This is a genomic window from Paraburkholderia sp. EG286B, from assembly GCF_040965655.1.
In the GTDB taxonomy this organism is placed as follows: domain Bacteria; phylum Pseudomonadota; class Gammaproteobacteria; order Burkholderiales; family Burkholderiaceae; genus Paraburkholderia.
Genome location: NZ_JBFRCF010000014.1, coordinates 46,909 through 72,322, shown reverse-complemented (window position 1 = coordinate 72,322; position 25,414 = coordinate 46,909). Strand labels below are relative to the sequence as shown.

At 66.2% G+C, this 25,414-nt stretch carries 18 protein-coding genes; 12 read left to right on the top strand and 6 right to left on the bottom strand.

What is annotated here, in order from left to right; all coding sequences use genetic code 11:
- The first annotated feature begins 133 nt into the window (after positions 1 to 133).
- The 5 genes from AB4Y42_RS27755 to AB4Y42_RS27735 all read left to right on the top strand — a co-directional run bounded on the left by AB4Y42_RS27755 (position 134) and on the right by AB4Y42_RS27735 (position 5,164).
- Positions 134 to 910, top strand: a complete 777-nt coding sequence (locus AB4Y42_RS27755; protein WP_368696000.1) for an ABC transporter substrate-binding protein — start codon at positions 134 to 136, stop codon at positions 908 to 910.
- A 254-nt stretch (positions 911 to 1,164) separates the two neighbouring features.
- Positions 1,165 to 1,854: an ABC transporter permease gene (locus AB4Y42_RS27750; RefSeq protein WP_028207717.1), complete on the top strand. Its 690-nt coding sequence runs from the start codon at positions 1,165 to 1,167 to the stop codon at positions 1,852 to 1,854.
- A 19-nt stretch (positions 1,855 to 1,873) separates the two neighbouring features.
- Positions 1,874 to 2,596: an ABC transporter permease gene (locus tag AB4Y42_RS27745; RefSeq protein ID WP_028210520.1), complete on the top strand. Its 723-nt coding sequence runs from the start codon at positions 1,874 to 1,876 to the stop codon at positions 2,594 to 2,596.
- A gap of 30 nt (positions 2,597 to 2,626) precedes the next feature.
- Positions 2,627 to 3,409: an ABC transporter ATP-binding protein gene (locus AB4Y42_RS27740; protein ID WP_324159922.1), complete on the top strand. Its 783-nt coding sequence runs from the start codon at positions 2,627 to 2,629 to the stop codon at positions 3,407 to 3,409.
- Positions 3,410 to 3,988: 579 nt separating this feature from the next.
- Entirely contained in the window at positions 3,989 to 5,164 is a 1,176-nt protein-coding gene (locus AB4Y42_RS27735; protein ID WP_069265406.1) for a porin, read from the top strand.
- 175 nt (positions 5,165 to 5,339) lie between these two features.
- On the opposite strand, the gene AB4Y42_RS27730 is transcribed toward AB4Y42_RS27735, so the two are convergent.
- A complete protein-coding gene (locus AB4Y42_RS27730) occupies positions 5,340 to 5,678 on the bottom strand; it encodes a P-II family nitrogen regulator (RefSeq protein ID WP_028207721.1) in 339 nt (112 codons plus the stop codon).
- 75 nt (positions 5,679 to 5,753) lie between these two features.
- A complete protein-coding gene (locus tag AB4Y42_RS27725; RefSeq protein ID WP_368695943.1) occupies positions 5,754 to 7,865 on the bottom strand; it encodes an NAD(+) synthase in 2,112 nt (703 codons plus the stop codon).
- A gap of 228 nt (positions 7,866 to 8,093) precedes the next feature.
- Here AB4Y42_RS27725 and AB4Y42_RS27720 point away from each other — a divergent pair, with 228 nt between their 5' ends.
- The 3 genes from AB4Y42_RS27720 (at position 8,094) to AB4Y42_RS27710 (ending at position 12,672) form a co-directional block, all read left to right on the top strand.
- Entirely contained in the window at positions 8,094 to 9,266 is a 1,173-nt protein-coding gene (locus AB4Y42_RS27720; RefSeq protein WP_368695942.1) for a GNAT family N-acetyltransferase, read from the top strand.
- A gap of 82 nt (positions 9,267 to 9,348) precedes the next feature.
- Positions 9,349 to 9,660, top strand: coding sequence for a GIY-YIG nuclease family protein (locus tag AB4Y42_RS27715; protein ID WP_368690981.1), 312 nt, complete (start codon positions 9,349 to 9,351; stop codon positions 9,658 to 9,660).
- A 159-nt stretch (positions 9,661 to 9,819) separates the two neighbouring features.
- Positions 9,820 to 12,672, top strand: a complete 2,853-nt coding sequence (locus tag AB4Y42_RS27710) for an EAL domain-containing protein (protein ID WP_368695941.1) — start codon at positions 9,820 to 9,822, stop codon at positions 12,670 to 12,672.
- A gap of 69 nt (positions 12,673 to 12,741) precedes the next feature.
- Here the strand turns inward: AB4Y42_RS27710 and ppa are convergent, their stop codons facing one another.
- Positions 12,742 to 13,269, bottom strand: a complete 528-nt coding sequence (gene ppa / locus AB4Y42_RS27705) for an inorganic diphosphatase (RefSeq protein ID WP_028207725.1) — start codon at positions 13,267 to 13,269, stop codon at positions 12,742 to 12,744.
- Positions 13,270 to 13,589: 320 nt separating this feature from the next.
- Between ppa and AB4Y42_RS27700 the strand changes: the two genes are divergently transcribed.
- The 3 genes from AB4Y42_RS27700 (at position 13,590) to AB4Y42_RS27690 (ending at position 17,299) form a co-directional block, all read left to right on the top strand.
- Positions 13,590 to 15,029 carry an aldehyde dehydrogenase family protein gene (locus tag AB4Y42_RS27700; RefSeq protein ID WP_368695940.1) on the top strand — a complete coding sequence of 480 codons (1,440 nt, stop codon included), beginning with the start codon at positions 13,590 to 13,592 and terminating at the stop codon, positions 15,027 to 15,029.
- A gap of 30 nt (positions 15,030 to 15,059) precedes the next feature.
- A complete protein-coding gene (locus tag AB4Y42_RS27695; protein ID WP_368695939.1) occupies positions 15,060 to 15,818 on the top strand; it encodes an SDR family oxidoreductase in 759 nt (252 codons plus the stop codon).
- A 161-nt stretch (positions 15,819 to 15,979) separates the two neighbouring features.
- Positions 15,980 to 17,299 (top strand): MFS transporter, encoded by a 1,320-nt coding sequence (locus tag AB4Y42_RS27690; RefSeq protein WP_342920937.1) that lies wholly within the window; start codon positions 15,980 to 15,982, stop codon positions 17,297 to 17,299.
- An 87-nt stretch (positions 17,300 to 17,386) separates the two neighbouring features.
- Here AB4Y42_RS27690 and AB4Y42_RS27685 read toward each other — a convergent pair whose 3' ends face one another.
- From AB4Y42_RS27685 to hemC, 3 genes are read right to left on the bottom strand one after another with little or no spacing between them, the layout of a single operon-like run.
- Complete coding sequence (locus tag AB4Y42_RS27685) at positions 17,387 to 18,586, bottom strand: heme biosynthesis protein HemY (RefSeq protein WP_368691918.1); 1,200 nt, start codon at positions 18,584 to 18,586, stop codon at positions 17,387 to 17,389.
- A 3-nt stretch (positions 18,587 to 18,589) separates the two neighbouring features.
- Positions 18,590 to 20,767 (bottom strand): fused uroporphyrinogen-III synthase HemD/membrane protein HemX, encoded by a 2,178-nt coding sequence (gene hemDX, locus AB4Y42_RS27680; protein WP_368695938.1) that lies wholly within the window; start codon positions 20,765 to 20,767, stop codon positions 18,590 to 18,592.
- Positions 20,764 to 21,816 carry a hydroxymethylbilane synthase gene (gene hemC, locus AB4Y42_RS27675; protein ID WP_368695937.1) on the bottom strand — a complete coding sequence of 351 codons (1,053 nt, stop codon included), beginning with the start codon at positions 21,814 to 21,816 and terminating at the stop codon, positions 20,764 to 20,766. Before hemC ends, hemDX begins: the two co-directional genes overlap by 4 nt.
- A 471-nt stretch (positions 21,817 to 22,287) precedes the next feature.
- On the opposite strand from hemC, the gene ppc reads away from it, so the two are divergent.
- Positions 22,288 to 25,362 (top strand): phosphoenolpyruvate carboxylase, encoded by a 3,075-nt coding sequence (gene ppc, locus AB4Y42_RS27670; RefSeq protein WP_368695936.1) that lies wholly within the window; start codon positions 22,288 to 22,290, stop codon positions 25,360 to 25,362.
- The last annotated feature ends 52 nt before the right edge of the window (positions 25,363 to 25,414 follow it).

Below are 25,414 nucleotides of genomic sequence, written 5' to 3'. Positions count from 1 at the left end.
GCGGCCAACGGCCACGAGCCGGTCCGCCTTGCGTCGGCCGCGCGCCCCTTACCGCGCCGCGCCACCCGTATCAGTCGTGCATGGGACGGAGTCAGTGCTAAAAGGGCACGCGCTCCGGCTCGACAGGAGAATGATGAAGAAGTTTGCAGTGTGCGTGGCGCTCGCCCTGATCGCAGGCAGCGCCGCCGCCAAAGAGTGGAAAACCGTGCGCATCGGCGTGGACGCCAGCTATGCGCCGTTCGAATCCAAAGCGCCGAACGGACAGATCGTCGGCTTCGATGTCGACCTCACGAAAGCCCTGTGCGCGCGCATGAACGTGAAGTGTGTCTGGGTCGAAAACGACCTCGACGGCATCATCCCGGCGCTCAAGGCCCGCAAGTTCGATGCGATCGTGTCGTCGCTGACGATCACGCCGCAGCGCGCCCAGCAGATCGACTACTCCACGAAGATGTTCGATGCGCCCGCACGCATGCTCGCGCGCGCGGGCTCGCCGCTCCTGCCCACGCCGGCTTCGCTCAAGGGCAAGAACGTGGGCGTCGAGCAGGGCTCGACCCAGGAAGCGTACGCAAAGGCGCACTGGGCGCCGCGGGGCGTGAACGTGATCTCGTACCAGAATCAGGATCAGGTCTACCAGGATCTGATCGCCGGGCGCCTCGACGCCACGCTGCAAGACGAGGTCCAGGCGGATTTCGGCTTCCTGAAAACGCCGCGCGGCAAGGGCTTCGCGTGGGCGGGCCCGGAAGTGGAAGACCCGGCGACGATCGGCGACGGCACCGCCATCGGCCTGCGCAAGGACGACGCCGAACTCAAAGCGAAGTTCAACACGGCGCTGGCCGCGATTCATGCGGACGGCACGTTCGACAGGATCGCGAAGCAGTACTTCGACTTCGATATCTACAAAGGCAAGTGAACGGGAACGCACACGCAGGTAAATAAACAACGAGACACCCACCGCTCGCGCCTCGCGCCACGACACCAAAGCCCCGGGGGCTCCCCGATAGACCGCCACCGGGCTTCGTATACAGTCACAGGCGCGCTCACGAGCGCAATCGCATCGGCCCGCGCGCGACCAGGCTACAACCCGCGCGGCCATGACCGGATTTGAACCGCGGCAGACAGCCGCGCCTTTCGCGGTGTGAGAAACGCACCGTCAAGGACTCGCCCATGTTTCTTCAAGGCTACGGCCCGCTGATCCTCGCCGGCACCTGGCAGACCGTCAAGCTCGCCGTGCTGTCGCTCGCGCTCTCGTTCGTGCTCGGGCTGATCGGCGCGGCGGCCAAGCTCTCCAAAAACCGCGTCGCGCACGGCGCGGGCACGCTCTACACCACGCTCATTCGCGGCGTGCCCGATCTCGTGCTCATGCTGCTGCTCTTCTACAGCATCCAGATCTGGCTGAACAACCTCACCGACATGCTCGGCTGGGATCAGATCGACATCGATCCGTTCCTCGCGGGCGTGGTCGTGCTGGGCTTCATCTACGGCGCGTACTTCACGGAAACCTTCCGCGGCGCGTTCCTCGCGGTGCCGCGCGGCCAGCTCGAAGCGGGCCACGCCTACGGCATGACGGGCTGGCAGGTGTTCACGCGCATCATGTTCCCGCAGATGATGCGCTTCGCGCTGCCCGGCATCGGCAACAACTGGCAAGTGCTCGTGAAGTCCACGGCGCTCGTCTCGATCATCGGCCTCGCCGACGTCGTGAAGGCAAGCCAGGACGCCGGCAAGGGCACGCTGCGTTTCTTCTTCTTCACGCTGCTCGCCGGCGCGATCTATCTCGTCATCACCACGGTCTCCAACTTCGTGCTGATGTATCTCGACAAGCGCTACTCCACCGGTGTGCGCAAGGCGGATCTATAAATAGCGCGAGGCCAAGACCATGCAAGACTTCGTCCAACTGATCCAGCAATACTGGCGCAACTACCTCTTCTCCGACGGCTATCATTTCAGCGGCGTGGCCATCACGCTATGGCTGCTCGTGATCTCGATCGGACTCGGCTTCTGCCTCTCGGTGCCGCTCGCCGTGGCCCGCGTGTCGAAGAAGAAATGGCTCGCCGGGCTCGTGTGGCTCTACACCTACATCTTCCGCGGCACGCCGCTCTACGTGCAGCTGCTGCTGTGCTACACGGGCCTCTACAGCCTCGAGATCGTGCGCAACCACGAACTCACGAGCGCGTTCTTCAGGAGCGGCATGAACTGCACGCTGCTGGCGTTCACGCTCAACACCTGCGCGTACACCACCGAAATCTTCGCGGGCGCGATCAAGGCAACGCCCTACGGCGAGATCGAGGCCGCGCGCGCGTACGGCATGTCGCAATTCACGCTGTACCGCCGCGTGATCCTGCCTTCGGCGCTGCGCCGCGCCCTGCCCTACTACAGCAACGAAGTCATTCTGATGCTGCACGCAACGACCGTGGCCTTCACGGCGACCGTGCCGGACATCCTGAAGATCGCGCGCGACGTGAACTCGGCGACGTATCAGTCGTTCGGCGCGTTCGGCATCGCCGCACTCCTGTACCTGATCATTTCTTTCACGCTCGTGTGGCTGTTCCGCCGCGCGGAGCGCCGCTGGCTCGCGTACCTGCGACCGCAAGGCAAGTGAGCCCGCGAGGGCGTGTTTAAAGGTCAATTGATGAATTCCCAGAAGCAGAAGCTGTTCGTCGACTCCATCCACAAGAAGTACGGCGACAACGAAGTCCTCAAGGGCGTGTCCCTGAAAGCCAATGCCGGCGACGTGATCAGCGTGATCGGCTCGTCCGGATCGGGCAAGAGCACGATGCTGCGTTGCATCAACTTCCTTGAGCAGCCCAACGAAGGGCGCATCGTGGTGGACGGCGAGGAAGTCGCCACCCGCGCGGACAAGCGCACGGGCGCCCTGCACCCCGCCGACGCAAAGCAGCTCCAGCGCGTGCGCACCAAGCTCGCCATGGTGTTCCAGCACTTCAACCTGTGGTCGCACATGTCGGTGCTCGAGAACGTGATCGAGGCGCCTGTGCACGTGCTGGGCCTGCCGCGCAAGGAAGCCGAAGAGCGCGCGCGCACCTATCTGGAGAAGGTCGGTCTCGCGCCTCGCGTGGAGAAGCAATACCCCTCGCACCTCTCGGGTGGTCAGCAGCAGCGCGTGGCGATTGCCCGCGCGCTCGCCATGCACCCCGACGTCATGCTGTTCGACGAGCCGACCTCGGCGCTCGACCCCGAACTCGTGGGTGAAGTGCTCAAGGTCATGCAGAAGCTCGCCGAGGAAGGCCGCACGATGATCGTGGTCACCCACGAAATGGGTTTCGCGCGCAACGTTTCGAACCACGTCATGTTCCTGCACAAGGGACTCGTGGAAGAGGAAGGTAAGCCGGCCGAGGTCTTCGCCAATCCGAAGAGCGAGCGCCTGCGCCAGTTCCTTTCAGGCAGCCTCAAGTAAGACGACTCACAGGGTCGCCGCCTTTCGGCGATGTAGTAAAAGTAGTTTTACAAGGCGCTTACAGCGCCTTTTCTTTTTGGGACTTTCGTCCTCGAAAAGCCGCCCGTTTAGCCGCAAAAACGGCGTTTTTCGCATTACTCCTTGTGAAATCCCTCGTCAATAGTGGCAATCCTGAACTCAGCCATTCAATTGACGTGAGTCCCTTGTCCCACAAGGTTTTCGACATATTCGTAGTACCTCTCTGACCACCATCCAGGAAGACCATATTGCAATTTGACGACATCCCGGGGTGCGAGCACGAATTAGTTCGCCAGCGCGAACCTTTTTTGCTAAATTAGTAACCAAAGTAGCAAAACAAAGTTCATTAAAAGTAGTTTCACTTCAAAAAGAACGGGAGATGCCAGTCAACCAGGGGACCTGCAAGACGACCCAGCGCGGGTCATGCAGCGGCACCAGCCCGTACGCCGGTCCTCGGGGTAATTCTCCCTCACGCGACGATTTCTGTTCGCAGCGCCGCCAAGCGCACGGACGTCTTTCGCAGTACTAAGGTTGACTCTTTGACAGGGTATGGAGGAGAAGATGAAGAAAGCTTTGCTCGCCGCAGCATTGATGTCGGCTGGCGTGATCGCGCATGCACAAAGCAGCGTCACGCTCTACGGCCGCCTGGATATGGGTGTGGCGTATATGAACGGCATTGGCGCCGGCAGCGGCGCAAATGGTCAAGCCACCCACGGCTCCAGCCAGGTTCAGCTCGAAAGCGGCTACTGGGGTACCAGCCTCTGGGGCATGAAGGGCGTTGAAGACATCGGTGGCGGCAACAAGGTTCTGTTCCACCTGGAAGGCAGCTTCAGCACCGCGAACGGCACGCTCGGCTCGGCCGGCTCGCTCTGGAATCGCTGGGCAACTATCGGTGTAGCGAACGACCAGTTCGGTACGCTGCTGGCTGGCCGCATGCTGTTCATCTCCAACGGCATTTGGGACTTCGACCCGTTCGGTCAGTCGAACTGGTCGTCGGCCTCGATGGTTCGTGGCCGCAACTGGCCGCAATCGAGCAACAACATTTCGTACCAGTCGCCGAACTGGTTCGGCTTTGACGTGTACGGCCAGTACGCGTTCTCGAACGCGACGAACTGGAACGGCAACAACACGACGCCGTCGGGTCGCGAAGCTGGCCTGCAACTGACCTACACGAGCTCGTTGTTCCAGATCCGCGGCCTGTATGACGAAATCCGCAATCCGAACAATGGTCAGCTGGGCGGCCTGTACAACGCGCTGGACGGCAGCACGAAGACGCCGCTCTCGACCTCGCAAGGTAACGGCAACGGCGTATTCGCTTACTCGCGCGATTACATGGCCATGTTCAACCTGTTCCTCGGCGCGTTCAAGGTTCAGGGCGGCTACGAAGCCATCCGTTCGTCGGGCATGAATCCGGGCATCATCGGCCAGCCGACCACGCTCGACCACGAGTGGGGCGGTGTGACGTGGCAAATGACGCCGGCTGCAGCCCTGATCGCAGCGGTCTACCACGTCAATGCGAACAACGGCGGCGGCAACGCCACGCTGTACACGATCGGCGGCTCGTACAACCTGTCCAAGCGCACGCTGCTCGACATCCAGGCAGGCACGGTGCAGAACAGCAAGACGGCCAACTTCGGCCTGAACGCCAACAACTTCGGTACGGCCGCAAGCACGGGCAACCCGGTTCCGGGCCACAGCCAGGTTGGCGTGTACGCAGGTATCCAGCACTCGTTCTAATTCGAAGCGAGTGTAGAAAGAACAGCTACATCGACGTTTTCACGCTGCTGCGAGAGGCGCGTATCGGTGCGATGTCCGAAAGGGTATCGCACCGTTTTTTATTCTGGGGACGGGCCGCGCAGGCGGCGCCGTCCCTTTTTCTAAGGGTGCTTCCGGTGTTCGAAGGCCCGCGGCCTCAAACCGCCGCTTCGTTTTCCTCGCCCGTGCGGATGCGGATCACGCGCTCCACGTCGGTCACGAAGATCTTGCCGTCGCCGATCTTGCCGGTGCGCGCCGCGCCGATGATCGCGTCGATCACCTGGTCGGCCTGGTCGCTCGCGACCACCACCTCGATCTTCACCTTCGGCAGGAAGTCGACCACGTATTCGGCGCCGCGGTAAAGCTCCGTGTGGCCCTTCTGGCGGCCGAAGCCCTTGACCTCGGTGACGGTCAGGCCCGTGAGGCCCACTTCGGCGAGCGCCTCGCGCACTTCGTCGAGCTTGAACGGTTTGATCACGGCAGTAATGCGTTTCATGGCGAACCTCGTCTCGTTATCGGATTTGTCGGAAATTTCGGAACATATCGGGATTCTACGCTGTGCGGCCGGGGCTCACGCCGAGGGCTTGCCCGCAGGCGCCGCGCTCGCCCCGCCCGCTTCGTCGGGTACGCGCTCCAGATCGGCGAGCCAGACCACCGACTCCGAATCGCTGGGCGCGCGCCAGTCGCCGCGCGGCGAGAGCGAGCCGCCCGAGCCGACCTTCGGCGCATTCGGAATGCAGGTGCGCTTGAACTGGCTCTGGCGGAAGAAGCGGTCGAGGAAAATGCGCAGATTGCGCTTGATCGACGCGAGATCGTACTGATTGCGCGCGACCTTCGCGTTCTCGGGCCACGCGCCCGCTTCGCGGTCACCCCACGCGTGGCGCGCGAGGAACGCGACCTTCGAAGGCGCGAAGCCAAAGCGCAGCGTGTAGTAGAGGTTGAAGTCCTGCAACTCGTAGGGGCCGATCGTGCTTTCGGTTTTCTGCTCGGGCGCGCCATCGGACTTGCCGGGGATCAGCTCCGGGCTGATGTCGGTGGCGAGAATCGCTTCGAGCACGTCGCGGCCGCTCTCCCCGTTCTGGCCAATCTGGCCCGTTTCGGCCACCCAGCGCACGAGGTGCGTGATGAGCGTTTTCGGCACGCTCGCATTCACGTTGTAGTGCGACATGTGATCGCCCACCCCGTAGGTGCACCAGCCGAGCGCAAGCTCGGAGAGATCGCCCGTGCCGATCACGATCGCGTGGTTGAAGTTGGCGAGGCGGAACAGGTGATTCGTGCGCTCGCCGGCCTGCACGTTTTCAAAAGTGATGTCGTAGGTTTCGCGGCCTTCCGAGTACGGATGGCCGAGGTCCTCGAGCATCTGCATGCAGCTCTGGCGAATGTCGATTTCGCGCGCCGTGCAGCCGACCAGCGCCATCAGCTCGCGCGCCTGGCGCAGCGTGCGCTCGCTCGTGGCGAACCCGGGCATGGTGTACGCGAGGATGTTCGCGCGCGGCAGTCCAAGGCGATCCATCGCCTTCGCGCACACGAGCAGCGCATGCGTGGAGTCGAGCCCGCCCGAGACGCCGATCACCACCTTCTTGATGCCCGCCTGCGAAAGCCGCTGCACGAGCGCCTGCACCTGGATGTTGTAGACCTCGTTGCAGCGCTCGTCGCGCCGCTTCGGATCGGCTGGCACATAGGGGAAGCGCTCCACGCGGCGCGAGAGCGCGAGCGTGTCGCGCCGCCATGCGCCCTCGCCGGCCAGCTCGCATGAGATCACGCGGAACTTCGCGACTTCATCGGCGTGGCGGCGGATCGAATCGCCGAACGTGGTCTGGCGGATGCGCTCCTGCTGCAGCCGCGCGAGATCGACATCGGCGAAGATGAGGTGCGAGTCGTCGGAGAAGCGCTCCGACTGCGCGAGCAGCTCGCCGTTTTCGCACACGAGCGCGTGGCCGTCCCAGGCCATGTCGGTGGTCGATTCGCCCTTGCCCGCCGAGGTGTACAGATACGCGGCGAGACAACGCGCCGACTGTTGCGAGACCAGCTGCTGCCGGTAGCCCGCCTTGCCCACCACGACGTTCGACGCCGAAAGATTGACGAGCACCGAGGCGCCCGCGAGCGCCGCGAACGACGACGGCGGGATCGGCACCCAGACGTCCTCGCAGATTTCCACGTGAAAGCGCAGGCCCGCGACCTGCGGCACCTCGAACAGCAGCGACGCGCCGAACGGCACATCCGCGCCGGCGAGGCGCACGGTGTCGGTGCTCGCGCTATCGGCGGCGCTGAACTGGCGCGGCTCGTAGAATTCGCCGTAGTTCGGCAGGAAGCTCTTGGGCACGACGCCCGCCAGACGCCCGCCCGCCACGACGGCTGCACAGTTGAAGAGCGAATGCCCCGCGCGCACCGGCAGCCCCACGATCATCACGATCGGCAACGCCGCCGACGCTTCCACGATCTGCGCGAGTGCACGCTCGCAGGCGTCGAGCAACGCTTGCTGATGGAACAGGTCGTCGCAGGTATAGGCCGAAAGCCCAAGCTCGGGGAACGCGACGAGCGCCGCGCCCTGCGCGGCGGCCTCGCGCGCGAGCGCGAGCGTCTCGCTGGCGTTGAATGCGGGATCGGCCACACGGCAGCGCGGCACGCCCACGGCCACGCGCGCAAAGCCGTGCGTATAGAGATTGAAGAAGCGCTCTTTCATTTCGATAACCTTGAGGCGGGCGCGCTGCGCACGCAAGCGCGCGCTCTGACGTTCGGGCTGCTTGATACCGCTTGAAGCCGCTTTGAAACCGCTCGATGCTGCCTGGCTGACGCCGCTGCACGAAGCGCGGCGGTCCTCACCCGCTCGGGACGTTTGCTTTACCATGACCGTTTGCCGCTGCAGGCGCTGCTGAACGACCCAAGCCGCATCCCACGCCAACGGGCACGCATGAAACAGGAACATTTCGATTATCGCACGGGCATCCTCGGCTCACCGTCCGAGGTCGACGCCGCCGAATGGAACGCGCTGCTCGCGCGCCAGGCGCAGCCTACGCCTTTTTTGCGCCACGAATTCCTCGCGGCGCTCGACGCCACGCGCTGCACCACGCCCAACGAGGGCTGGGCCGCGCAATTCGTCACGCTCACCGACACGCGCACGGGCCGCCTCGCCGCCGCCGCGCCGGTGTATCTGAAGGGCCACTCGTACGGCGAGTACGTGTTCGACTGGGCCTGGGCCGACGCGTACAAGCGCAACGGCCTCGAGTACTACCCAAAGCTCCTGTGCGCCGTGCCGTTCACGCCGGTGCAGGGTACGCGTCTGATCGCCGCCGACACAACCGCGCGCCGCCATCTGGCGGCGACGCTGCTCGCGTTCGCCGAGCAGGCCGACGTCTCGTCGCTGCACGTGCTCTTTCCGACCACCGAAGACGCCGAGGCGCTGACCGATCTCGGCATGATGCAGCGCGAAGGCGTGCAGTTTCACTGGCTCAACGACGGCTATCGCGACTTCGAGGACTTCCTCTCGACGCTGGAGCAGAAGAAGCGCAAGAACATCCGCGCGGAACGCCGCAAGGTGCACGACGCGGGCGTGACGATGCGGCGCGTGCGCGGCGAGGACATCAGCGACACCGAGTGGCGCTTTTTCAGCCGCTGCTACCGGCAAACCTACCGCGAGCATTTCTCTTCGCCGTACCTGAATCTCGACTTCTTTCGCATGATCGGCGAGACGATGCCGGAGAATCTGCTGCTCGTGATCGCCGAGCGCGAAGGCAAGCCGATCGCGAGTTCGCTCGTGGTCTGGCAACGTGGCGAGAATGGCCAGGGCGGTACGCTCTATGGCCGCTACTGGGGCGCGCTCGAACACGTGCCCTGCCTGCACTTCGAGACCGCGTATTATCAGCCGCTCGAATTCTGCATCGAGGAAAAGCTCGACGTGTTCGAAGGCGGCGCGCAAGGCGAACACAAGATGGCGCGCGGTTTCCTGCCCACCGCCACGCGCTCGGCGCATTGGCTCGCCCATCCGGCGTTCTCCGATGCCGTCGCGCGCTTTCTCGAGAGCGAGACGAACCACATTCACGCCTACATGCACGAACTCAATGAGCGCAATCCTTTTCGAGCGTGATGCGCGCGTTGCCCGTAAGTAAAATTCACGCGCGGTGTGTCCTGAAACACGCTCGCCCATAACGATCATCGCTTCCAGAACTATGCCGTGGTTCCTCTACATGCTCGAATGCGCCGACGGCAGCGTCTACACGGGCATCGCCATCGACGTCGCCGCCCGCTTCGCCCAGCACGCGAGCGGCACGGGCGCGCGCTACACGCGCTCGCGCAAGCCGGTGCAGGTGCTCGCGCAATTCGAGTTCGCCGACCGTGCGCGCGCCTCGAGCGCCGAGTACTGGGTCAAGCGCCTCACCCCACGCGAAAAGCGCGCGCTCGCGGGCGGCGCGCGTACGCTCGAATCGGTCCTGCCCCCGCCGCCCCCGGAAGAAGCCCCGGAAACCGCAGCGCCCGAATGAGCAAACGCCTCGCGCCAAGAGCGTTTGCTCTTTTCATCGAACGCGCCGTCTAAAGCCTAAAGCCGCCGCAGCCCTCGCCGTTATTGCTCACAAGACGCCGGTCTTAGCCCCCGGCGTGCGCTCTCATTTCACCTCGCAAGCCGAAGGGACCGGTGAAGCATGAAGAGACCCATTAAAACGGAGACGAGCCAGCTTGCCCCCGGTTGGCACGGATTGCGGCGCACGACCGCGGTCCTGCTGCCGCTATGGCTGCTCGCTGCCGTCATGGCCGCGATCGCCGCGGTCAGCCTCTCGATCATGTCGATCCTGCTTGCCTATGTGGCGGGGGAAAGCAGTTGGTCGAAGGGTCAGAAGGACGCGGTTCACGCGCTGGAGCGCTATGCACGCACCGGCGACGAGGTGGACTACCGCGCGTTCCTCGCCGGCATTGCCGTGCCGCTCGGCGACCGTGCGGCGCGGCTAGAGATGAACCGCGCGCAGCCGGACACCGCGGCGATCCGGCACGGTTTCGAGCTGGGCCGCATCGCGCCCGCCGATATGGACGGCATGACCTGGGGCTACCGCACGCTCAAGAACACGCCGTGGATGCGCCCGGCCGTAGCCTTCTGGGAGATCGGCGACCGTTATATCCTGCGTCTTGCCGATACCGGCGAACACCTGCACGCGCTCGTGCAGGCGGGCAAACTGCACGCGCCCGAATCCACCGGCCTCGTGCAGGAACTGCGCGAGATCGACAGCCAGCTCGCGCCCATCGAAAGCGGCTTCTCCCGCTCGCTCGACGACGCCGCGCGCGCCACACGCTCGCTCCTCACGCTCGCGCTCGCCGCCTCCGCGATCGTGCTGCTCGGCGTGTTCTCGCAATTCATCCGCCGCGCGCTCGTACGCAGCGACCGCCTCGAAGCCGAAGTGCGCAAGAACGAGGAGCGCCTCACGCTCGGCTTTGAAGGCATCAACGCCGGACTCTGGGACTGGGAGGTCGGCAGCCGGCAATGCTACTTCTCGAACTGGCTCTACGAGCAGCTCGGCTACGACGTGGGCACGCGCTTCGAAAGCGACACGGGCCTTACCCAGCTCGTCCACCCGGACGACCTCACGCTCGTGCGCCACGTACTGCGCCAACACCTTGCGCGCGCCACGACTTTCGACGTGGAGTTTCGGCTGCGCACGCTCGCGGGCAGCTACTGCTGGTGCCGCGCGCGCGGCCAGGCGGTGCGCGACGCGCGCGGGCGCGCCGTGCGCATGGTCGGTTGCCTGTTCGACATTTCCGAACTGAGGACCGCCGAAGCGAAGGCCTATACCGAACGCGAACTGGCGGAGGTCACGCTGGCCTCGATCGGCGAAGCCGTGATTCGCACCGACGAGCACGCGCGCGTGACCTACTGCAACGCGGTGGCCGAGCGCATGCTCGGCCGCGCGGCCGCCGGGATGCTCGCGCAACCGTTCGACGCGATCTGCGATCTGCGCAACGACGCGCACGAACAGCAGCGCTTCGATCTCCTGATGAATTCTCAGGCGGCAGGCAACGCAGGCGGCGCCAGTCTGCATGTGCTGCGCCCGAACGGCTCGCGTCTCGCGGTCGACTACTCGGTGTCGAGGCTGCGCGACGCGCAACGCCGCGTGATCGGCACCGTCATCGTGCTCTACGACGTGAGCGCGCTGCGCGAGCATGCCGCCCGCCTCGCCTACCAGGCGACCCACGACGAGCTCACCGACATCTATAACCGCCGCGAATTCGAGCGGCGTCTGGCCGCGTTGCTCGACGAGAGCGCGAGCGCACCTGCCGGACAGCCTGGCCATGCGGTTATGTTCCTCGACCTCGACCAGTTCAAGGTCGTCAACGACACCTGCGGCCACTCGACCGGCGACGAATTGATCCGCCAGGTCTGCCGCGTGCTCAAGAGCGAGTTGCGCGGCGAGGACATCATTGCGCGCCTGGGCGGCGACGAATTCGGCGTCGTGCTGCCGCATTGCACGGCCGCGCACGCGTCGCTGCTTGCGGAGAACCTGCGCGCGGGCATTGCCGCGATCCGCTTCACGGGCGCCGGGCGCATCGTGCAGACGAGCGTGAGCATAGGACTCGTCGGCGACGCGGCGGGACTGGTTTCCGTGAAAGAGGTGATGAAGGCCGCGGACGTGGCGTGCTACATGGCGAAGAAGAAAGGCCGCAACCGCGTGCACCGCTTTCGCTATGACGACGAGGAACTCTCGCAAACGCACGCGCAGATGGCGTGGGTCTCCGACATCAAGGCGGCGCTCGAGAACGGCCAGTTCTGCCTGTTCGGCCAGAAGATTCTCTCGCTCGCGCAATCGTCCACATCGGCATCGGCGGCCGACGACACGCACGTCGAACTGCTGCTGCGCATGCAGTCCGCCTCAGGCGCGCTCGTCGAGCCTTCCGCGTTCATCGGCGCGGCCGAGCGCTTCGACCTCATGCCGGCCATCGACCGCTGGGTGATCGCGAGCGCGTTCGCGATGATCGCCGAAGGCACGCACGATTACGGCACCTGGTCGATCAACCTCTCGGGCGCCTCGCTCGGCGACGAGCAGCTCGCCGACTATATCGAGGAGCAGCAGCGCATCTGGTCGATCCCGTTCGAGCGCGTGTGTTTCGAGATCACCGAAACCGCCGCGATCACGAACCTGGACGAGGCGATCACGCTCATCGAACGCCTGCGCGCGCAGGGCTGCCGCTTCGCGCTCGACGACTTCGGCGCGGGCATGTCGTCGTTCAGCTACCTCAAGCATCTGCACGTCGATTATCTGAAGATCGACGGCAGCTTCATACGCGGCATCATCGACAGCCCGCTGGACCAGGCCATCGTGCGATCGATCAACCAGGTCGCCCACGCCGCGGGCAAGCTGACGATCGCCGAGTGCGTGGAGGACGCCGCCATCGTGGACTGGATGATCGCGATGGGCGTGGACTACGCGCAGGGCTACGCGGTGGGTAGGCCCGCGCGGCTCGACATCCTGCGCGGCCCCGAACTGCGCGACGTCGCCGAAGTGGATTGATCGCGCCCATGAAAAAACCGCACGGCCCTGACGGGCACGTGCGGTTTTCGATCAAACCTGCAGCGCGATTTACTTCTTGAAGTTCGCCACGCCTTCGGTGATTTCCTTGTGGGCGGCTTCGATGCCGACCCAGCCTTCGACCTTGACCCACTTGCCCTTTTCGAGCGCCTTGTAGTTCTCGAAGAAGTGCTTGATCTGGTCTTTCAGGTACTCGGGCACGTCGTCGAGCGACTTGAGGTTGGCCGTCATCGGGCAGACCTTGTCGTGCGGGACCGCGATCAGCTTCGCGTCGACGCCGGACTCGTCGGTCATCTGCAGCATGCCGAGCGCGCGCGAGCGCACCACCGAGCCTGCCAGCAGCGGGAACGGCGTGATCACGAGCACGTCGACCGGGTCGCCATCGCCGGAGAGCGTCTGCGGAATGAAGCCGTAGTTCACGGGATAGCGCATGCCCGTGCCGACGAAACGGTCGACGACGAGCAGGCCCAGGTCCTTGTCGGCTTCGTATTTCACCGGATCGCTTTGCGCGGGAATCTCGATGATCACGTTGAAGTCTTGCGGCAGATCCTTGCCGGCGGGGACATTTGCAAAGCTCATGAGCGCTCTCTGTTGAGAAGGGGAAAAATCGACGGCTCGCGCGGAAAAACGGCGCGGAACCGAACGTCGCGGACGTTGGAGGATGGACGCCATTATAGCCAATCGGCCAGGGCGGCCGGCAGTTCGGCCCAGGGCTTTCCCGCACGCAGATGAAGTGCCTGCTGAATTGCTGCGCGTGGCGCCCGCAATTGGCGCGATAATCGATCTGCCGGCGCGGCCCTCCATCGGGCGATCCGAGGCACGTTTCGGCGACGTTTCCCGTTTTGCGTTTCCCTTCCTCGTTTCACCCCCGCTTCACTCCCTATTTACGAGGCGCATGCATGGAAGAAGCGAAGCACTTCATCGGCGGCGAGTGGCAATCGCCCGTCAGCGGCGAGACGCTCGCCGCGATCGATCCCTCCACCGGCCAGCCCTTCGCGCAGCTCGCACGCGGCAATGCAGCCGACATCGACGCGGCCGTCTCGGCCGCACGCAACGCCTTCGAAGGCGCCTGGGGCGCACTGAGCGCCGCCGAGCGCGGGCGTCTGCTGTTCGCACTCTCGGGCCTCGTCGGCCAGAACAAGGAGGAACTCGCGCAACTCGAAGCGCGCGACACCGGCAAGCCGCTCAAGCAGGCGCGCGCCGACGCCGCCGCGCTCGCGCGCTATTTCGAGTTCTACGCCGGCGCCGCCGACAAGCTGCACGGCGAAACGCTGCCCTACCAGGCCGGCTACACGGTGCTCACGGTGCGCGAGCCGCACGGCGTGACGGGCCACATCGTGCCCTGGAATTACCCGATGCAGATCTTCGGGCGCAGCGTGGGCGCGGCGCTCGCCACCGGCAACGCGTGCGTGGTGAAGCCCGCCGAGGACGCCTGCGTGTCGCTGCTGCGCGTGGCCGAACTCGCGCGCGAAGCCGGCTTGCCCGCGGGCGCGCTCAACATCGTCACCGGGCTCGGGCATGAGGCGGGCGCGGCGCTCAGCGCGCATCCCGGCATCGACCACATCTCGTTCACGGGCTCGCCGCAAACGGGCAAGCTCGTCGCGCAGATGGCCGCCGAACACCACGTGCCCGTCACGCTCGAACTGGGCGGCAAGTCGCCGCAAATCGTCTTCGCCGATGCCGATTTCGACGCCGCGCTGCCCGTGCTCGTCGCCGCGATCGTGCAGAACGCGGGGCAGACCTGTTCGGCGGGCAGCCGCGTGCTGATCGAGCGCAGCGCCTACGAGCCGCTCATCGACCGCCTCGCCGCGTCGTTCGGCAAGTTGCGCGTGGGCCCGGCCAGTGCCGATCTCGACTGCGGCCCCCTCATCAACGAGAAGCAGCGCCAGCGCGTGCGCGGCTTTCTCGACGAAGCGGCCGCGAGCCGCATCGCCACGGCGGCAAGCGGCAGGCTCGAAGCCGATGCGCCCAGCGGCGGCTTCTACGAAGTCCCGACGCTCCTGCGCGACGTGCCGCCGCAAAGCCGCCTCGCCCAGGAGGAAGTGTTCGGCCCGGTGCTCGCGGCCATGCCCTTCGAGAGCGAGGAAGAAGCGCTCGCGCTCGCCAACGGCACGCCTTACGGCCTCGTCGCGGGCATCTGGACGCGCGACGGCGCGCGCCAGATGCGTCTTGCCCGGCGCGTGCGCGCGGGCCAGGTGTTCGTCAACAACTACGGCGCGGGCGGCGGCGTCGAATTACCGTTCGGCGGCACGCGCCACTCGGGACACGGGCGCGAAAAAGGCTTCGAAGCGCTCTATGGCTTCACGGTGCTCAAGACCATCGCGATCCGGCACGGCTGAATCATGTCGATAAACATAAACGGAGACATCATGCGACTCAAAGGCAAGACGGCCGTCGTGACGGGCGGCGGCTCGGGCTTCGGCGAAGGCATCGCCAGGACCTATGCGCGCGAAGGCGCGAACGTCGTCATCAACGATCTGAACGGTGAAGCCGCCGAGCGCGTGGCGAGCGAGATTGCGCTCGCAGGCGGCAAGGCCATCGCCGTGCAAGGCGACATCACGCGCGAAGCCGACTGGCACACGCTACGCGAAGCGGCAATCGAAGACTTCGGCAGCGTGCAGATCGTCGTCAACAACGCGGGAACCACGCATCGCAACAAGCCCGTGCTCGAAGTGAGCGAAGCGGAGTTCGACCGCGTGTACGCGGTCAACGTGAAGGGTCTCTACTGGAGCGTGCGCGCCTTCGTGCCGCACTTTCGCGAGCGCGGCGGCGGCGCGTTCGTCAATATCGCATCGACGGCCGGCATCCGGCCCCGGCCCGGGCTCGTCTGGTACAACGGCAGCAAGGGCGCGATGATCGTCGCCAGCAAGGCGCTCGCCGCCGAGCTGGGCCCCGACCAGATCCGCGTGAACTGCGTGAATCCCGTGATCGGCGATACGGGGCTCACGGCCGAGTTCATGGGCGTGCCCGACACGCCCGAGAACCGCCAGCGCTTCGTCGCGACCATTCCGCTCGGGCGTTTTTCCACGCCGCAAGACGTGGCCAACGCGTGCCTCTATCTCGCCTCGGATGAGGCGGCGTTCATCACCGGCACCTGCATCGAAGTGGATGGCGGGCGCTGCGTCTAGTTGCGCCCGCTAGCTGACCGATCGGTGTTTTCCCCGACAGATACGCGCCGTCGCGCCACGGCGGCGCGTATAGAATGATCGTGCTTTCGCGTCGAATACCCGCCATATCAAGGTGGCAATACAACAAACACGCCAACGAGCAAGATCGCTAAGGAGACACCATGGCCAGTCCAGCGAATCATCTGCCGCAAGCGGGAGCGGGCGCCCCGCCCTCCGCCTTCGAAGAAGCCACATACCGCAAAGTCGCGTGGCGCCTCATTCCGCTTCTCATGCTGTGTTACGTGGTCGCGTATCTGGACCGCGTCAACGTGGGCTTCGCCAAGCTGCAGATGAGTTCGGCGCTCAATCTCTCCGATGCGGTCTATGGCTTCGGCGCGGGCATTTTCTTCGTCGGCTACTTTCTGTTCGAAGTGCCAAGCAATATCATCCTGCATCGCGTGGGCGCACGCGTGTGGATCGCGCGCATCATGGTCACGTGGGGCCTCGTCTCCATCCTGACGATGTTCGTCACCACGCCCACCATGTTCTACGTGATGCGCTTTCTGCTCGGCCTGTGCGAGGCGGGCTTCTTCCCCGGCATCATCCTCTATCTCACCTACTGGTATCCGGCGCACCGCCGCGGGCGCATGACCACGTGGTTCATGACGGCCATCGCGCTGTCGGGCGTGATCGGCGGTCCGGTGTCGGGCTGGATTCTCAAGTCCTTCGACGGCGCGAACGGCTGGCAAGGCTGGCAGTGGCTGTTCCTGCTCGAAGGGCTGCCTTCGGTGATCGTCGGCGTGCTGGTGTTCTTCGTGCTCGACGACCGGATCGGCCGAGCGAAGTGGCTCACGGAAGAAGAGCGCGCACTGCTCGAGCGCAACATCGCCGCCGAAGACGCGACCAAGGAAGACCCGCCGATCATGACCGTGCTCACGAGCGCACGCGTGCTGGTGATGAGCCTCACCTACTTCTCGTTCGTGATGGGCCTCTACGGCGTGAGCTTCTGGCTGCCCACCATCATCAAGGCGACGGGCGTGAAAGACGCGCTCACGATCGGCCTGCTTTCGGCGATTCCGTTCGCAGCGGCCGTGGTCGGCATGGTGCTGGTGGCGAAGAGCGCCGACCGCACGCGCGAGCGCCGCTGGCACATCGCCGTGCCGGCCGCCATCGGCGCGCTCGGCCTCGTGCTGTCGGTCACGTGGGCGCACGACACGACGCTCGCCATGACGGCGCTCACCATCGCGACCATGGGCATTCTCACCACGCTGCCGCTGTTCTGGAGCCTGCCCACGGCCTGGCTCGCGGGCACGGGCGCGGCGGCCGGCATCGCGCTCATCAACTCGATCGGCAACCTCGCGGGCTTCCTGAGCCCGTATGCGGTGGGCTGGCTCAAAGAGGCCACCAAGGCCAACGACTCAGGCATGTACATGCTCGCGGCGTTCATGATCCTGGGCGGTTTGCTCGCGCTTTCGGCGCCGGCGAAGCTCGTGAACCGCTAAACGCATTACGGCTTCAGCCAAAACAAACGGCCGCCTGTTTTGCAGGCGGCCGTTTTCGTTACGGCTTCGGATGCGTGGCGGGCTGCTTTACACCACGTTCATCGACAGTGCGCTTTCGCGGTAGTGCGAAGCCGCCTTCTCGCCGTCGCCAAGTTGCTCGTGCAGGCGCGCGAGCGCGCGATGCGAGCGGATCTTGAGCGGCTCGTTCTGCGTGGCGTCGGCAGACTTCAGCGCGGCTTCGAGGAACGACTGCGCCTTGCCCCACAGTTGCTGCTTCAGGCACAGGCGGCCCAGCGCGAACAGCAGGTCGCCGTCCTCGGGACGTTCCTTGCGCCACGCCTCGGCCTTCTGGATGAGCGGCAGCGCGTCGCTGCCCGCCGTGTCCGGATAGCGGCGCAGCAAACGCGCGTCCCAGTTCTGCGAGAGCGCTTCCTCGACGATCTTGCGTGCGTCGGCCTGGCGATCGAGCGCGATCAGCAGTTCGGCGGCGCAGTCGGCGAGACGCGGCGAGTGACGCTCGACGTTCGAGAGCGACTGCCACAGCTCGAGCAGCGCATCGGCGTTGTGACGACGGTCGCGCAGCAGATTTTCCGCCGCGAGCTGGCGCAGGCGCACGGCCACGGCCGGGTGCAACGCCTCGCGCTTTTCCAGCGTCTTCACGAGCTTGAGCACTTCGCTCCAGTTCTTGAGCTGCTGCTGCGCGCGCAGTGCGATCTGTTGCGCGTGGATGCGGCGGCCGCCCTGCGTGCGCATTTCGGTGAGCGCGGCGAGCGCGCCATCGGCGTCGCGGCCGTCGGCGCGCATGTCGGCGGTCGCCATGAGGCGCGCTTCCTGGAGGTCGGGGTCGTCGACCTGGGTGAGCCATTCGTCGCGGCGCGCGTATTCATGCAGACGATGCGCGGCCGTCGCGGCGATCAGGCCGGCGGCGCTCGTGTTCTTCGCGTCGGCGAGCGAATCGCGCGCGGCTTTCTCGGCGCGCGAGAAGCGGCCCGCGTAGAGATTGCCCACGGCGTCGCGCAGTGCGGAGTGCGCCTTCTCGGCGCGCATGCGCGCGCGGTAGGCGGCCACGCGGCGCGGCATCGTCACGATGTTGCGCGCGAATCGCAGGATCGCGTACAGCAGCAGGAACGCCACCACGATGCCGACTACGAACAGGTTGAGCGAGACGTCCACGCGATACGGCGGATAGACGAGCAGCACCTGCCCGGTGTCGAAGCGCCCGACAGTCGCGAGCGCGACGGCGATCGCGAAGAGAAGCGCGAGCCAGAGGAGTCCACGGATCGCCATGTCTTACCCCCGGCTCCGGTATTGCTGGATCGCCTTCAGGCTCGTGTCGAGCGTGGGCAGCGCAACGGCGGCCGAGCCGTCGTTCACTTCCTTGAGCAGCCCGCGCACGGTTTGCGTATCTTTCGACGCGCCGTCGAAATAACGTGCGAGCGTGGCGTCGGCGGCCGCGAGGTCGGACTTGAGCGTGTCCTGGTTGCGCGAGAGCAGCGAGAGGCGGGCCGAAAGCAGACGCAGCTTCAGGTTCTCACGCACGAAGTAGCCTTGATCGGGCGACACCAGCATGGCGTCCGCGTTGTCGATGCGGCGCACCTGCACGAGGCTCGCGATCTGCTTGCCCACGCCGTCGACGAAGGTGTCGATCCACACCTTCCATTTCGGCTGGTTGGTCGCCACGGCGACCTGGGCGATATCGGCGGGCTGCGCAGCCTCGGGCTTCGTATGCGCGACGATCGCCTCGCCCGAAAGCGGCAGCGCGTCGATCTGGCCGAGCGCGGTGTCGAGCTTGATGGCGAGACCCGTGAGGTCCGTCGACGGCGCGGCCTTGAGCTTGTCGATGTCCTGCGCGATCGCCTTGCGCACGGCGATGGCCTGCGCGTTGTCCGAGGCGGCGAGGCGCGTGTCGGCGCTTTGCAGCGCGAACAGCGCGAGCTGCGTGTTGCCCGTGAGCTGGAGCTGTTCGCTAGCGCTCGACAGCATCTGGCCGACTTCGGCGAGCGTCCAGTCGTCGCGGCTCTTCGACAGATCGGCGTATTGCTGCGCGAGCGCCTGCTGCGAATTCTGCGCGTCGGCGATCTTGCCTTCGAGCTGGGCGATCTGCTTGTCGATCTGCTGTGCGCCCGCAACGGCCTGGTCGGCGCGCGCACGCAGCGCGGCGGTCTGCTGCTCGCTCGCCTGCTGGCGTTGAATGGCCTGCATGCCGAGGTTGTCGACCTTGCGATTGAGGAAATAGCCGCCTGCGCCCGAGCCCGCCGCGACCAGTACCAGGACGAGCCACAGCAGCGCCGAGCCTGCGCCGCGCCGCCCGTTGCCCGCGCCCGGCGGCGGCGTCAGCGGCGCGGAAGAGCCCGCGCCCGACGACGCATACGAAGGCCGCGCCGATGCGCTGCCCGATGCCGACGCGCCCGTCGCGACGGCGCCCTGGTTAGCTGTGCTGCTTGAGTTGTTCGAATCTGTCATGCGTGGGTTGGCCGGCGCCTGGGCCGGAGTGTTCTGAACCGGTTGAACAACGGAAGAAGCGAGGCCTAGCAGCGTCTCGACGATGCGTTCGTCGCCCGCGCCGGACACCGTAATCCTATCAAAACCCATTGAGCGCGCCGTCTCGGCGATCCGCGGGTGCGGCGCGACGAGCGGCGCATGACGCAGCTCGACGATCTCGCCCGCCGTGAGGTGCTCGCGCGCGAGTTCGTCGAGGTTGCGCACGCCCTCGGAGCTCGTGACGAGCCATGCGTGCGGCGCGCCTTCGAGCAGCGCGTGCACCTGGGTCCAGGCGGCGATGGGCGGCTCGGGCACGACGCGGCGGTAGGCCGCCACGGTCTCGACCTCGGCGCCCGCTTCGCGCAGACGCTCGGCGAGCCACTCGCGGCCGCCGTCGCCGCGCACGATCAGAACGCACTTGCCCGCGAAGGCGTCCACGCCGAAGCTCTTTTCGAGCGCCGCGTAGAGCGACTCCGAATCGAAACGCGCGGGCTCTTCGTCCCCCGCGCCCGCGGGGCTCACCACGCGATGGTCGGGTGCCGCCACGCCGTGCCGCTCGAGCGCGGCCACGCTCGCCGGGCCGACCACGGCCACGGGCAGCGCGGGCGGCCAGATCGACGAGACCGAGGCATAGCACGCGAACGCGCGATCGACGGCGTTCGGCGAAACGAACACGACGAGCGCATAGCGTTCGAGTGCGCCGAGCGCCGCGCGCAGCGGCGCTTCGTCGGTCACGGGCGCAATGGCGATGAGCGGGAAGTCGAGCGTGCGCATGCCGTGCTGCGCGAGTTGCCCCGCGAGACCATCCGACTGACCGGCCGGCCGGGTAATCACAACGGTGAATGGCTTACCGTCACCATTGCCACCGTTGCTGTTATCGCCGCTTGCCGTCGACGCGCGCTTCGCGCCGGCGGAGGCGTCGCCCGGACCGCCCCAGTCGTCGGGCTGGCTGGGGTTGCCGTACGGGTGCCTGGGGCCGGCCATCATCTGGAGGCCGGGCCTTCGCCCGTGCCGGTTGGGTTGTGGGTGGCGGCGCCACTGGCGGGCGCCACATTCGGACCATCGGCGGCCTGGGCCGCGTCCGCGAGCGCGCGCACGATCTCGAGCGCGCCCTGCGCGATGAGGTCGTCGGCAACGCGGCGGCCGAGCGCCATGGCCTCGTCGACCGTGGACGCGGCGCTGGCCTCCTGCGCGGCGAGCACGCGGCTCGCGTCGGGCGTGGCGATCGTGCCGCGCAGCGCAAGCTTGCCGTTGTGCCACTGCGCGTAGGCCGCGAGCGGCACCGTGCAGCTGCCGCCCAGCGCGCGCGAAACCATGCGCTCGGCTTCGACGGCCTTCGCGGTGGCGTCGTCGTGCAGCGGCGCGAGCCATGCGGCGATATCGGCGCGATCGGCGCGGATCTCGATGCCGAGCGCGCCCTGGCCCGCCGCCGGCAGGCTGTCTTCGGGCTCGATGAGCGCGCGGATACGCGCGCCGAGGCCAAGGCGCTTCAGGCCCGCAGCCGCGAGAATGATGGCTGCGTAATCGCCGCGGTCGAGCTTGGCGAGGCGCGTGTCGAGATTGCCGCGCAACGGCTTGACGTCGAGATGCGGATAGCGCGCGCGGATCATCGACTCGCGGCGCAGGCTCGACGTGCCCACCACGCTGCCCGCCGGCAACGCGGCGAGCGAGTCGTAGTCGTTGGAGACGAACGCGTCGCGCGGGTCCTCGCGCTCCATGATGGCCGCGAGCGTGAAGCCTTCGGGCAGCTCCATCGGCACGTCCTTGAGCGAGTGCACGGCGAGATCGGCGCGGCCTTCAGCCAGCGCCTGCTCCAGTTCCTTCACGAAAAGACCCTTGCCGCCCACCTTCGAGAGCGTGCGGTCGAGAATTTGATCGCCGCGTGTCGTCATTCCAACAATTTTCACGTCGCAGGCTGGATATAATTTGTGCAGCGCAGCTTGCACATGCTCGGCCTGCCACATCGCGAGGCGGCTCTCCCGCGAAGCGATCACCAGGGTGCGGGGCATGGGCGCGGATAACGTCTCGGAGTTCATGGCAAGTACATCGAATGACGGGATGAAAAGCAGGATCGGATAACAGGCAATGTTAGCACGCGCCCTTTTTACCGCCTCCCCGCAGGGACAGGCTGACAAGGCGCGGGCGGCGGCAAGGAAGAGACTCAGGCGTTGCAGCGGCGCTTACTGTACCCATCGTAGGCAAACTGGCGCGCGTCTGGCATGCGGCTGGCACATACGCGGCCCGCGCGGCGCCGGCCACAGCCGCGGCGCCGCTTCGGCTTGCGCTCGCCCTCGCAGCGGCGCACTCTCCAGCAAGGCCTGCACCCGGCGCACCGCCATTGGCGAGTCGCGCCGCCTCTGCCCTATCCGCACGGCTCGCACAGGGTGGCACCTTCCACCCCCTCCAGGTTGCACCCGCAGTACACGGCCCGGCACGCGCCGCGGCCATGCAGTTGGCAGTTCTCCGACTAACCTGCCCATATCCTGGCAAGCCTCAAGGAAAACATCGTGAAGTCTTCAGGCTCGGCGCGCGCAGAGCGCCGCAACACCGCATCGCAGAACGCAACTTCGAAGGCCGCATCGGCCACGCCGTCCACGAAACCGGCGAAAACGACGAAGACCACGAAGACCACGAAATCCACGACGACCCAACCGGCCGCCGAGGCTGTCAAGGCGGCGAAGACGCCGAAGGCCGAAAAAGCGACGAAGGCCGCGCAGGCGGCGAAGGCTCCGAAAGCGAGCGCCGGCGCTCCGCGCAATGGCCGCGCGCGCGACGACAAGGACCAGCCGCTCTTCGAAGACATCCGCTATCTGGGCCGCCTGCTCGGCGAAGTGCTGCGCGAGCAGGAAGGCGACGCCGTGTTCGACGTCGTGGAAACCATTCGTCAGACCGCCGTGCGCTTTCGCCGCGAGGACGACAACGCCGACGCGCTCGCGCTGGACAAGCAGCTGCGCGCGCTCTCGCCCGAGCAGACCGTGACGGTCGTGCGCGCGTTCAGCTACTTCTCGCATCTTGCGAACATTGCTGAAGATCGCCACCGCAACCGCCGCCGCCGTATTCACGACCTCGCGGGCTCGGCGCCGCAGGCGGGCACCATCGCGCATTCGCTCGAACGTCTCGCGCTGGCGGGCGCGGCCGCGACGCCGGTGCTCCAGCAGTTCTTCAACGACGCGCTGATCGTCCCCGTGCTCACCGCGCACCCCACGGAAGTGCAGCGCAAGAGCACGCTCGACTCGCAGCACGACATCGCGCGCCTGCTCGCCGAGCGCGACCAGCCGCTCACGCAGCGCGAACTCGAGCACAACGAGTCGCTCTTGCGCGCGCGTGTGACCTCGCTCTGGCAAACGCGCATGCTGCGCGACTCGCGCCTGACCGTGGGCGACGAAATCGAAAACGCGCTTTCGTATTACCACACGACCTTCCTCACCGAGATCCCGGCGCTCTACAGCGAGATCGAAACGCAGCTGAAGGAACACGGCCTTTCGGCGCGCCTGCCCGCTTTCTTCCAGATGGGCAGCTGGATCGGCGGCGACCGCGACGGCAACCCGAACGTCACCGCCGCCACGCTCGAAGAAGCGAGCGAGCGCCAGGCACAGTTGATCCTGCAACATTACCTCGACGAAGTGCACCGCCTGGGCGCCGAGCTTTCGGTGTCGAACCTGCTCGCGGGCGCAAGCGAGGAGCTGAAGGCGCTGGCCGAAGCCTCGCCCGATCAGTCGCCGCACCGCGTGGACGAGCCGTATCGCCGCGCGCTGATCGGCGTGTACACGCGCCTCGCCGCGAGTGCGCGCGTGCGTCTGGGCGAAGGCGTAGTGGCCGTGCGCAGCGCGGGCCGCAACGCCGCGCCCGTGCGCGCCAAGCCCTATGCCGATGCGGACGAGTTCTCGCGCGACCTGCATATCCTGATGGATTCGCTCGCCGAGCATCACGGCGCGTCGCTCGCCACCACGCGGCTTGCGCCGCTCATGCGCGCCGTCGACGTGTTCGGCTTCCATCTCGCCTCGATCGATCTGCGCCAGAGCTCGGACATCCACGAAGCCGTGATTACGGAGTTGCTCGCGCGCGCCGGCGTCGAAGCCGACTACGCGGCGCTTTCCGAAGAAGACAAGCAGATCGTGCTGCTCGCGCAGCTCGCCGATCCGCGCACGCTGCGCTCGCCGTACCTCGACTATTCCGAGCTCGTGAAGAGCGAGCTGGGCGTGCTGGAAATGGCGCGCGTGACGCGCGAGAAGTTCGGCGCGCGCGCGGTGCGCAACTACATCATCTCGCACACCGAAACGGTTTCCGACCTGCTCGAAGTGATGCTGCTGCAGAAGGAAACCGGCCTCATGAGCGGACGCCTCGGCCACGCGGAAGACCCCGCGAAGGCCGCGCTGATGGTGATCCCCCTGTTCGAGACGATTCCCGACTTGCGCCACGCGCCGGGCATCATGCGCGACCTGCTCGCGCTGCCGGGCCTCGACGGCATCGTCGAGCACCAGGGCAACGAGCAGGAAATCATGCTCGGCTATTCGGACAGCAACAAGGACGGCGGCTTCCTCACCTCGAACTGGGAGCTGTACCGCGCGGAGCTGGCGCTCGTCGCGCTGTACAAGCAGCGCGGCATCACGCTGCGTCTGTTCCACGGCCGCGGCGGCACGGTGGGCCGCGGCGGCGGCCCGACCTACAACGCGATCCTCTCGCAGCCGCCGGGCACGGTGGAAGGCCAGATCCGCCTGACCGAGCAGGGCGAAGTCATCGCGAGCAAGTTCGGCAATCCGGAGATCGGCCGCCGCAACCTCGAAACGGTGATCGCCGCGACGCTCGAAGCGACGCTGCTGCCGATGGGCGGGGCGGGCAACGCGCCCGACCAGCTGCCCGCGTTCGAGGAGACGATGCAATCGCTCTCCGACGCCGCGATGGCCGCATACCGCGCGCTCGTCTACGAGACGCCCGGCTTCACCGACTACTTCTTCGCCTCCACGCCGATCACGGAAATCGCCGAGCTGAACATCGGCAGCCGCCCGGCCTCGCGCAAGCTGCAGGACCCGAAGAACCGCAAGATCGACGATCTGCGCGCGATTCCGTGGGGCTTCTCGTGGGGCCAGTGCCGCCTGCTGCTCACGGGCTGGTACGGCTTCGGCAGCGCGGTGGCTTCGTATCTCGACGATGCGGGCAGCGACGCCGAGCGCGCGCGCCGTCTTGCGATGTTCAAGAAGATGTACAAGACCTGGCCGTTCTTCTCGAACCTGCTCTCGAACATGGACATGACGCTCGCGAAGACCGACCTCGCGGTGGCCTCGCGCTACGCGCAGCTCGTCGCGGACAAGAAGCTGCGTAAGCTCGTGTTCGAGCGCATCGTGGCCGAATGGGAGCGCACGACGAAGGTGCTCGGCGAGATCACGGGCGCGAGCGAGCGCCTGGCCGACAACCCGCTGCTCGCGCGCTCGATCAAGAACCGCTTCCCGTATCTCGATCCGTTGAATCACTTGCAGGTGGAGCTGATCAAGCGCTATCGCGCCGGCGACCCGAGCCCGCGCGTGCGGCGCGGTATTCATCTGACGATCAACGGGATTGCGGCGGGGCTGCGCAATACGGGTTGAGCGTTCAAACTGTGCTGATGTGCAAACGGCGTCGTGCCCTCGCGGTCACGAC

Bases quoted from the DNA above. Each gene is read 5' to 3' on its own strand.
- AB4Y42_RS27755 (WP_368696000.1), top strand. From the start codon at position 134: ATGAAGAAGTTTGCAGTGTGCGTGGCGCTCGCCCTGATCGCAGGCAGC.
- AB4Y42_RS27740 (WP_324159922.1), top strand. From the start codon at position 2,627: ATGAATTCCCAGAAGCAGAAGCTGTTCGTCGACTCCATCCACAAGAAG.
- AB4Y42_RS27725 (WP_368695943.1), bottom strand. From the start codon at position 7,865: ATGAAAGAGCGCTTCTTCAATCTCTATACGCACGGCTTTGCGCGCGTG.
- AB4Y42_RS27690 (WP_342920937.1), top strand. From the start codon at position 15,980: ATGGCCAGTCCAGCGAATCATCTGCCGCAAGCGGGAGCGGGCGCCCCG.
- AB4Y42_RS27750 (WP_028207717.1), top strand. From the start codon at position 1,165: ATGTTTCTTCAAGGCTACGGCCCGCTGATCCTCGCCGGCACCTGGCAG.
- AB4Y42_RS27695 (WP_368695939.1), top strand. From the start codon at position 15,060: ATGCGACTCAAAGGCAAGACGGCCGTCGTGACGGGCGGCGGCTCGGGC.
- AB4Y42_RS27735 (WP_069265406.1), top strand. From the start codon at position 3,989: ATGAAGAAAGCTTTGCTCGCCGCAGCATTGATGTCGGCTGGCGTGATC.
- AB4Y42_RS27715 (WP_368690981.1), top strand. From the start codon at position 9,349: ATGCCGTGGTTCCTCTACATGCTCGAATGCGCCGACGGCAGCGTCTAC.
- AB4Y42_RS27710 (WP_368695941.1), top strand. From the start codon at position 9,820: ATGAAGAGACCCATTAAAACGGAGACGAGCCAGCTTGCCCCCGGTTGG.
- AB4Y42_RS27720 (WP_368695942.1), top strand. From the start codon at position 8,094: ATGAAACAGGAACATTTCGATTATCGCACGGGCATCCTCGGCTCACCG.
- hemDX (WP_368695938.1), bottom strand. From the start codon at position 20,767: ATGATGGCCGGCCCCAGGCACCCGTACGGCAACCCCAGCCAGCCCGAC.
- AB4Y42_RS27700 (WP_368695940.1), top strand. From the start codon at position 13,590: ATGGAAGAAGCGAAGCACTTCATCGGCGGCGAGTGGCAATCGCCCGTC.
- ppa (WP_028207725.1), bottom strand. From the start codon at position 13,269: ATGAGCTTTGCAAATGTCCCCGCCGGCAAGGATCTGCCGCAAGACTTC.
- AB4Y42_RS27730 (WP_028207721.1), bottom strand. From the start codon at position 5,678: ATGAAACGCATTACTGCCGTGATCAAACCGTTCAAGCTCGACGAAGTG.
- AB4Y42_RS27745 (WP_028210520.1), top strand. From the start codon at position 1,874: ATGCAAGACTTCGTCCAACTGATCCAGCAATACTGGCGCAACTACCTC.
- AB4Y42_RS27685 (WP_368691918.1), bottom strand. From the start codon at position 18,586: ATGGCGATCCGTGGACTCCTCTGGCTCGCGCTTCTCTTCGCGATCGCC.
- hemC (WP_368695937.1), bottom strand. From the start codon at position 21,816: ATGAACTCCGAGACGTTATCCGCGCCCATGCCCCGCACCCTGGTGATC.